General features: G+C 60.0%; 8 protein-coding genes. 7 read left to right on the top strand and 1 reads right to left on the bottom strand.

Translation table 11 applies throughout. The features are described 5' to 3' along the window. The coding region (locus tag RI518_RS04165; RefSeq protein ID WP_310689443.1) for a DUF3043 domain-containing protein at positions 1-402 on the bottom strand (402 nt) is incomplete at its 3' end. 42 nt (positions 403-444) lie between these two features. Between RI518_RS04165 and RI518_RS04160 the strand changes: the two genes are divergently transcribed. The 7 genes from RI518_RS04160 (at position 445) to RI518_RS04130 (ending at position 7,156) form a co-directional block, all read left to right on the top strand. Next, positions 445-1,857 carry a M20/M25/M40 family metallo-hydrolase gene (locus tag RI518_RS04160; protein ID WP_310689441.1) on the top strand — a complete coding sequence of 471 codons (1,413 nt, stop codon included), beginning with the start codon at positions 445-447 and terminating at the stop codon, positions 1,855-1,857. A gap of 30 nt (positions 1,858-1,887) precedes the next feature. Next, the gene (gene erpA, locus RI518_RS04155; RefSeq protein WP_310670982.1) at positions 1,888-2,244 is read left to right on the top strand and encodes an iron-sulfur cluster insertion protein ErpA; all 357 of its coding nucleotides are present in this window, start codon (positions 1,888-1,890) and stop codon (positions 2,242-2,244) included. Positions 2,245-2,329: 85 nt separating this feature from the next. Beyond that, positions 2,330-3,190: a cytochrome c oxidase subunit II gene (coxB, locus tag RI518_RS04150; protein WP_310689440.1), complete on the top strand. Its 861-nt coding sequence runs from the start codon at positions 2,330-2,332 to the stop codon at positions 3,188-3,190. Between the two features lie 3 nt (positions 3,191-3,193). Beyond that, on the top strand, positions 3,194-4,909 hold the full coding sequence (gene ctaD, locus RI518_RS04145; RefSeq protein ID WP_310670984.1) for a cytochrome c oxidase subunit I: 1,716 nt from the start codon (positions 3,194-3,196) through the stop codon (positions 4,907-4,909). A 3-nt stretch (positions 4,910-4,912) separates the two neighbouring features. Then, positions 4,913-5,329 (top strand): cytochrome c oxidase subunit 4, encoded by a 417-nt coding sequence (locus tag RI518_RS04140; protein ID WP_310670985.1) that lies wholly within the window; start codon positions 4,913-4,915, stop codon positions 5,327-5,329. Continuing rightward, positions 5,319-5,753 carry a GNAT family N-acetyltransferase gene (locus tag RI518_RS04135; RefSeq protein WP_310689438.1) on the top strand — a complete coding sequence of 145 codons (435 nt, stop codon included), beginning with the start codon at positions 5,319-5,321 and terminating at the stop codon, positions 5,751-5,753. Before RI518_RS04140 ends, RI518_RS04135 begins: the two co-directional genes overlap by 11 nt. A gap of 5 nt (positions 5,754-5,758) precedes the next feature. Then, positions 5,759-7,156, top strand: a complete 1,398-nt coding sequence (locus RI518_RS04130; protein WP_310689436.1) for an MBL fold metallo-hydrolase — start codon at positions 5,759-5,761, stop codon at positions 7,154-7,156. Positions 7,157-7,195: the final 39 nt, after the last annotated feature.

Here is a 7,195-nt window from a genome sequence, read left to right as displayed (position 1 = left end):
CTGGCGTCCCAACCAGAACGCGTCGATGATGGCCAGTGCGAAGAAGGCCCAGAGCACCATGATCGAGATGACTTGGGCTTCCATCGAGGGCAAGAACGTGGCGATGATCACCGCGAACATCATCGGGATGAGAAATTCGCCAAAGTTCCAGCGCGAGTCGACAAAATCCCGAACCCACTTGCGTTGCGGGCCTTTATCGCGCAGCGGCAGGTAGCGCTCATCACCGCGGGCCATGCCGTCCCTGGCTTTGTCACGCTGCTCGCGCTGGCGAGACTTCCGCTCTTTACGGTTATTCGACACGAGAGGTCTCCGGGCGGCGGCCTCTCGATCTTTCCGCCTGGGGGTGGGTCGGCCTTTACCGACGACCTGGTCGTCGGTGTGGGTGCTGTCGGTTTCGCTCACGGCTGCCACTCTCCTGTTACGTCTACGCATTAGATTACCGGCATGAGCGTGAATAGTGACCGGCAGGACACTCTGGACTCCCTGAGAGGCAGCGTCTCGGCGCTGCAGAACGATGTGCACACCGTGCTCGAGCGGCTCATCGCGATCCCTTCGCTGTCGAAACCTGGCAGTGACCCCGCGGTGTTGGAGCAATCGGTGAACGCGGTGCGCGACATTTTTGCGCCCCTCCTCGCGTGGAACAGCATCGATATTGTTCGCGCGCCAGGGGGAGCACCGGCACTGTTGGCGAGGAAAGACCCGGCACCTGGTTTCCCCACCGTGTTGCTCTACGCCCACCACGATGTGCAGCCCACGGGTGATGAAGGGCTGTGGACTAGCCCTCCCTTTGTCGCTACCGAGCGCCAGGGCCGCCTCTACGGTCGAGGCAGCGCCGATGATGGCGCCGGGATTGTCACCCACTATGCCGCCATTCGAGCACTGAGCGACCGAGCGGGTGGGGCACCGGGCCTTGGAGTGGTGGTTTTTATTGAGGGGGAAGAAGAAAGTGGCTCGCCCACTTTCGCCACGCTTCTTCAGACGTATGCTTACCAGCTAGCTGCCGACGTCATCGTGGTGGCCGACTCGGATAATCCGGCACCGGATCGACCGGCGTTGACGACGAGTCTGCGGGGTGTTCTCGGCGTCACTCTCACCGTGAGAACCCTTGAGAGCGCCCGTCATTCGGGCCTTTTCGGCGGACCTACCCCCGATGCTGTGGGTGTGCTGGTCCGCGTGCTGAACTCCTGTTGGGCCGAAGATGGCTCCGTCGCGATAGCCGGAGTGCAGGGTGTGGCGGCGAGAGAATCCGGCGCGATAGCGGAGGACACGCTGCGCGCTGAGGCGGGAATTTTGCCCGGTATTGAACTGTGGGGCCAGGGTGACATTTCGAGGCGCCTGTGGCGAGAGCCAGCGCTCACCGTCACAGGAATGGATGTGCCTCGGGTGGCAGAGGCGTCGAACACGTTGATCCCCCAGGCGTCTGCGCGACTGAGCCTTCGTATTCCCCCCGGTGTGCCGGCCGCCACCGCCCAGTCGGCACTCGAATCGCACCTGCGCGAGCACGCGCCGCCGGGCGTGCTCCTGGAATTGTCGAATTGGGAGGCGGGTGAGGGCGTCGATCAGTCACCAGAACACGTGCTTCTTGGTGAATTGGCCGACTGTTTGAGCGATGCGTATGGCAACCCGGTCGACTATCAGGGCGTGGGCGGAACGATTCCGTTCGTTGCCCACTTGGCAGAGCGTTTTCCGGATGTTCCGATCGCCATTACGGGGGTGGAAGATCGACAGTCAGCCGCCCACGGCATTGATGAGTCGGTTGACCTTTCGATGCTGGAGCGGGCGGGACTTGCGGAAGGACTGTTTTTGACCCGATTGGAGGAGAGTCGCATCCAGGATGCCTCCACCAACCCGCGCTAAACTAACGAACCGAGACGAAAGGTGTGCCAGATGACGCAGTCGACTGAAGAAAAAACCCACACTCACGGTGTCACACTCACTGACACGGCGACGGAGAAGGTCCGTTCGCTGATCAACCAGGAAGGTCGAGATGACCTACGCCTTCGCGTCGCCGTTCAACCGGGCGGCTGCTCAGGCCTGATTTACCAACTCTTTTTCGATGAGCGCCTGATGGAAGATGACGTCGTCGCGGACTTCGAGGGTGTGGAAGTCATTGTCGACAAAATGTCGACCGCGTACCTCGAGGGTGCAGTTGTCGACTTTGAAGACACCATCCAAAAGCAGGGTTTCACCATCGACAACCCGAATGCCGGCGGTAGCTGCGCCTGCGGGGATAGTTTCAGCTAAGTTCCAGGAAAAACCCGGCCTGCGCGGAGCGTTGTCGTGAACGCTGTGTCGTACACTAAAACAGTCACATAGGTAGAGGAGAGCCGTGAGCAAGCTTCGCTCGAGGTCCACCAGGGCCGCAGCTATTTTGGTGGGCTTGTCGCTTGTGTTGGCCGGCTGCACCTCACAGTCTGCTGTCGGTTGGTTACCGACAGAGCGGGGTCTGACTAACCAAACTGACCGCGTCATCGACCTGTGGGTCGTCTCGTGGATTGTTCTTCTGGTGGTCGGCATCATCACGTGGGTGCTGATTATTTGGGCTGCGGTGGTCTACCGTCGTCGAAAAGGCCAGTCGGGCACTCCGGCGCAGTTGCGCTACAACATGCCCATCGAGACGTTCTACACCGTCGTACCGCTCATTCTTGTCCTCGGCTTCTTCGCCTTCACCGCCCGCGATCAGGCGATCATCGAAGAACCGTTGCCGGATCCGGACGTTCGCGTGGAGGTCTTTGGAAAGCGTTGGGCGTGGGACTTTAACTACCTCAACGAAGAGGTGTATTTCTCCGGTATTCAAGCTCAGGAGCTGCCCGAGGGTCCCATTGACGCGGAGAGCTTGCCGACGCTCTACCTTCCGGTTGACCAAAAGGTTGAGATCACCATCGAGTCGCGCGATGTCATCCACTCGTTCTGGATCGTCGACTTCCTCTACAAGAAGGACATGATTCCGGCGCGCACGAACTACTGGTACTTCATTCCCCAGCAGGAGGGTGTCTACCGGGGTAAATGCGCCGAGTTGTGCGGGGAATATCACTCGTTGATGCTCTTCGAGGTTCACGTGGTCAGCCAAGACGAGTACGACCGTCAGATGCAGGCACTGCGCCAGCAAGGAAACACGGGACGCTTAGGACCCGAGAACAACGTCTTACAGAACCTGCCCGGTACGACAGCCACCGCAGAGGAGCGCTAAGTCATGACCCAGACGGCCCCACGTCCAGACGTTACCGACATCCCAGAGGGGTTCAGTAACGCCCGCGTTGCCAAGCGCGGAAACCTCTTTGTCGAGTGGCTCACCACCACCGACCACAAGAAGGTCGGCTACCTCTATCTGATCACCTCCTTCATCTATTTCCTCCTCGGTGGCGTGATGGCACTGGTCATCCGCGCCCAGCTCTTTGCGCCGGGTCTCGAAGTCGTCGCCACGAAAGAGCAGTACAACCAGCTGTTCACCATGCACGGCACCATCATGCTGTTGATGTTCGCCACACCGCTGTTCGCGGGCTTCGCGAACGTCTTGATGCCACTCCAAATTGGTTCACCGGATGTGGCATTCCCGCGGTTGAATGCTTTTGCCTACTGGCTCTTTAGCTTCGGTTCGCTCATTGCCGTCGCCGGGTTCCTCACCCCCCAGGGTGCGGCGTCGTTTGGCTGGTTTGCCTATACGCCTCTCTCCAGTCAAACCTTCACGCCCGGATTGGGCGGTAATTTATGGGTCTTTGGGCTGGGGCTTAGTGGTTTTGGCACCATTTTGGGTGCGGTGAACTTCATCACCACCATCATCACGATGCGGGTGCCCGGTATGACGATGTGGCGGATGCCGATCTTCACCTGGAATACCCTGGTGACGTCGATTTTGGTCTTGCTGGCTTTCCCCGTCCTCGCCGCGGCCATGCTGGCGCTGGGGAGCGACCGCGTGTTTGGCTCCCACGTCTACGACGCCGCCAACGGGGGAGCGATCTTGTGGCAGCACCTGTTCTGGTTCTTCGGCCACCCCGAGGTGTACATCATTGCCCTGCCGTTTTTTGGAATAGTGTCGGAGATTTTCCCGGTCTTCAGCAGAAAACCCATTTTCGGCTACAAGACGCTCGTGTACGCGACCATTGCGATCGCTGCGCTGTCGATGACGGTGTGGGCCCACCACATGTACGTGACGGGCTCGGTGCTACTGCCCTTCTTCGCACTGATGACGATGTTGATCGCGGTCCCCACCGGGGTCAAGATATTTAACTGGATCGGCACGATGTGGCGGGGATCCGTGACGTTTGAAACTCCGATTGTCTACGCGCTGGGCTTCTTGGTGTCGTTTGTCTTCGGTGGGCTGACGGGTGTCATCCTCGCGTCACCACCGCTGACTTTCCACACCTCGGATTCCTACTTCGTGGTCGCCCACTTCCACTACGTGGTCTTTGGTACCGTCGTGTTTGCGATGTTCGCGGGCTTCTTCTTCTGGTGGCCAAAGTTCACCGGGAAGATGTTGAACGAATCCCTCGGACACATCCAATTCTGGTTACTCTTCATCGGCTTCCAGATGACCTTCCTCATCCAGCACTGGTTGGGTGTCATGGGAATGCCCCGCCGCTACGCGACCTACATGGAAGAAGACGGCTTCACCTGGATGAACCAGCTCTCCACTATCGGTTCAGTGGTGCTGGCACTCTCGATGATTCCGTTCTTCCTAAACGTTTACCTCACGGCGCGTAAGGGCGAGAAGGTGACCGTGAATGACCCGTGGGGTTACGGCCGGTCTTTGGAGTGGGCGACGAGTTGCCCGCCACCCCGGCACAACTTCACCTCGATTCCTCGGATTCGCTCCGAGTCGCCCGCCTTCGATCTCAACCACCCCGAGCTCGATCTGCCCTTGGCGGTGGGGACGTCGAGAAAAGCCGATAGCGCAAAGGCGGAGAGCTAACCCGTGAAGACCAACATCATCCTGCTCTGGGTGCTTACCGCGTACTTTGCGGTGCTCGCTGCGGTCTACACAGTCTGGGCCCTGATCGACACGGGTGAAGTGGAATGGGTGGGAACCCTGGCGATTGCTCTCAGTGGCGCGCTGACCGTATTTATCGCCTTCTTCTTGCAGGTGGTGAAGAAAAACCAGGGCGGTGAGCTCCCCGAAGACCGACTGGATGCCGAGATTGATGACGGCGAAGCGGAGCTAGGGTTTTTTAGTCCCTGGAGTTGGTGGCCAATTTTCCTCGCCGCCGGCGCGGGGATGGCAATTCTCGGTCTCGCGGTCGGGGTGTGGGTCGCACTCTATGCGGTACCCCTCGTACTGATTGGGCTCGTGGGGTGGACCTACGAGTACTACCGGGGATATTTTGCCCGCTAATCAGGTCACCGTCCGTCAGGCGACGCCTGACGATCACGACCGGCTGTTGGAGCTGGTGGCTACGCTGGACCACGTCTTTGACGTCGTGCCTGCAAAGTTCAGCGACACGTTTCATTTTGTCCTCGCCGATCACGACCGAACCCTCGTCCACGTGGCCGAGGGAGACGACGGAGTCGTCGGCTACTGCCTGACCACCATTTCCCCACTTCTCTACTCCAACGGACCCTCGGCCCAGTTGCAAGAAATTGTGGTCGACGAAGACTCGCGCGTCTCCGGTGTCGGAACAGCCCTGGTTCAAGCCGTTGAGGCCGAATGCGAAGCCCGCGGTGTGACCCAGCTGACTGTTGCCGCCAGGCGGGCGGGGGGCTTTTACGATCGTCTCGGCTACAGCCAGCAGGCCGAATACATGCGCCGGTTGTTCTAAGCGTCATGAGCTCTCCGGCCGGGACGAGCATCACGTTTTTGGGTGCTGCGGGCACCGTCACCGGCAGTCGATTCCTCGTCGAATACGGCTCCCATCAGCTGTTGTTGGAAGCGGGCCTATTTCAGGGGCCCAAGCAGTGGCGCAGGCGCAACTGGGACGACCTGCCTCTCCCGGCCCAGCAACTAGACGCCGTCGTCATCTCTCACGCCCACCTCGATCACTGTGGGTATCTACCCCGCCTGTGGCGCCAGGGCTACCGGGGCCCCGTGTACCTCACGCCCGATACGGCTAACCTCGCCGCAATCGTGTTGCGAGACTCCGCGCACATCCAAGAGGAGGACTCTCGCTACGCGAAGAAAAAGGGCTTTTCCCAGCACAACGATCCTCAGCCGCTTTACGATTCAACGGACGCCGAGGGGGCCATCTCCCTTTTTGCCCCCATCAGTTATGGCCACTGGCAAGAGCTTGCGGGGGAGGGGAAGGTCAGGTTGCTTCCCGCGGGTCACATTCTGGGCTCAGCCATCGTGGAGCTGGATCTGCCGGGCGCCCATGTTCTACACTCCGGAGACCTCGGGCAGGGAGACCATCCCCTTCTTGTGGGCCCACACGTTATTCCCGACGCCCCCTACGACGCGGTCCTGGTGGAGTCGACTTACGGAGCACGCCTCCACCCGGAGGCAGAGAGCTCACTGGACGACATCATCCGGACGACCATCGCTCGCGATGGGACGGTGTTGATCCCCGCCTTCGCCGTCGATCGGACCGAAATCATTTTGGCGGAAATCAACGAGTCGATGGACGCCGGCCTCATTCCCCGGGTTCCTGTCTATGTCGATTCGCCGATGGCGATTAGGGCTCTCCAGGTCTACCGGCACGCGATCGATAGTGACCATCAGGAGATCCGGCCCGACATTCGGGACCACCTGAGCGCATCAGATGTGTTCAATCCGGGCACGCTCGAGACCCTAGCCACGCCGGAGGAATCCAAATCTATTAATGGGGCACCACCGTGCATCATCATTTCGGCGTCTGGAATGGCGACCGGCGGTCGAGTACTCCACCACCTCAAGAGGCTCCTGCCAAACCCCCACAACACGGTCGTCTTAACCGGCTACCAAGCCCACGGCACCCGCGGAGCGTCGTTGCGAGACGGCGCCCGCACTGTCCGTATTCACGGCCAGGACGTTCCTGTGAACGCCGAGGTGGTCGCACTCGAGCACTTTTCTGTCCATGCGGACCGGGACGATGTGCGGGCGTGGCTTTCGTCAGCAGCCACCTCGCCGAAGCGAGTGGTCCTCATTCATGGTGAAGATGACGCCAGAGCCGAGCTGAAGCCCCTGTTGGAAAAAGAATTTGGCGTCGACGTCGTTGCCCCGGAATACGAAGAGACCCTGCCACTGTAAGTACGCAGAACCGTCAGTGACAGGGCCTCTTCACGAGGT

The organism is Pontimonas sp., from assembly GCF_031581085.1.
GTDB lineage: Bacteria > Actinomycetota > Actinomycetes > Actinomycetales > Microbacteriaceae > Pontimonas.
The sequence above is the reverse complement of the archived record's forward strand: the minus strand, read 5'-3'. Positions and strand labels throughout refer to the sequence as shown.

Coding starts and splice junctions, on each gene's coding strand:
- ctaD (WP_310670984.1), top strand. CDS start 3,194: ATGACCCAGACGGCCCCACGTCCAGACGTTACCGACATCCCAGAGGGG.
- RI518_RS04160 (WP_310689441.1), top strand. CDS start 445: ATGAGCGTGAATAGTGACCGGCAGGACACTCTGGACTCCCTGAGAGGC.
- RI518_RS04130 (WP_310689436.1), top strand. CDS start 5,759: ATGAGCTCTCCGGCCGGGACGAGCATCACGTTTTTGGGTGCTGCGGGC.
- erpA (WP_310670982.1), top strand. CDS start 1,888: ATGACGCAGTCGACTGAAGAAAAAACCCACACTCACGGTGTCACACTC.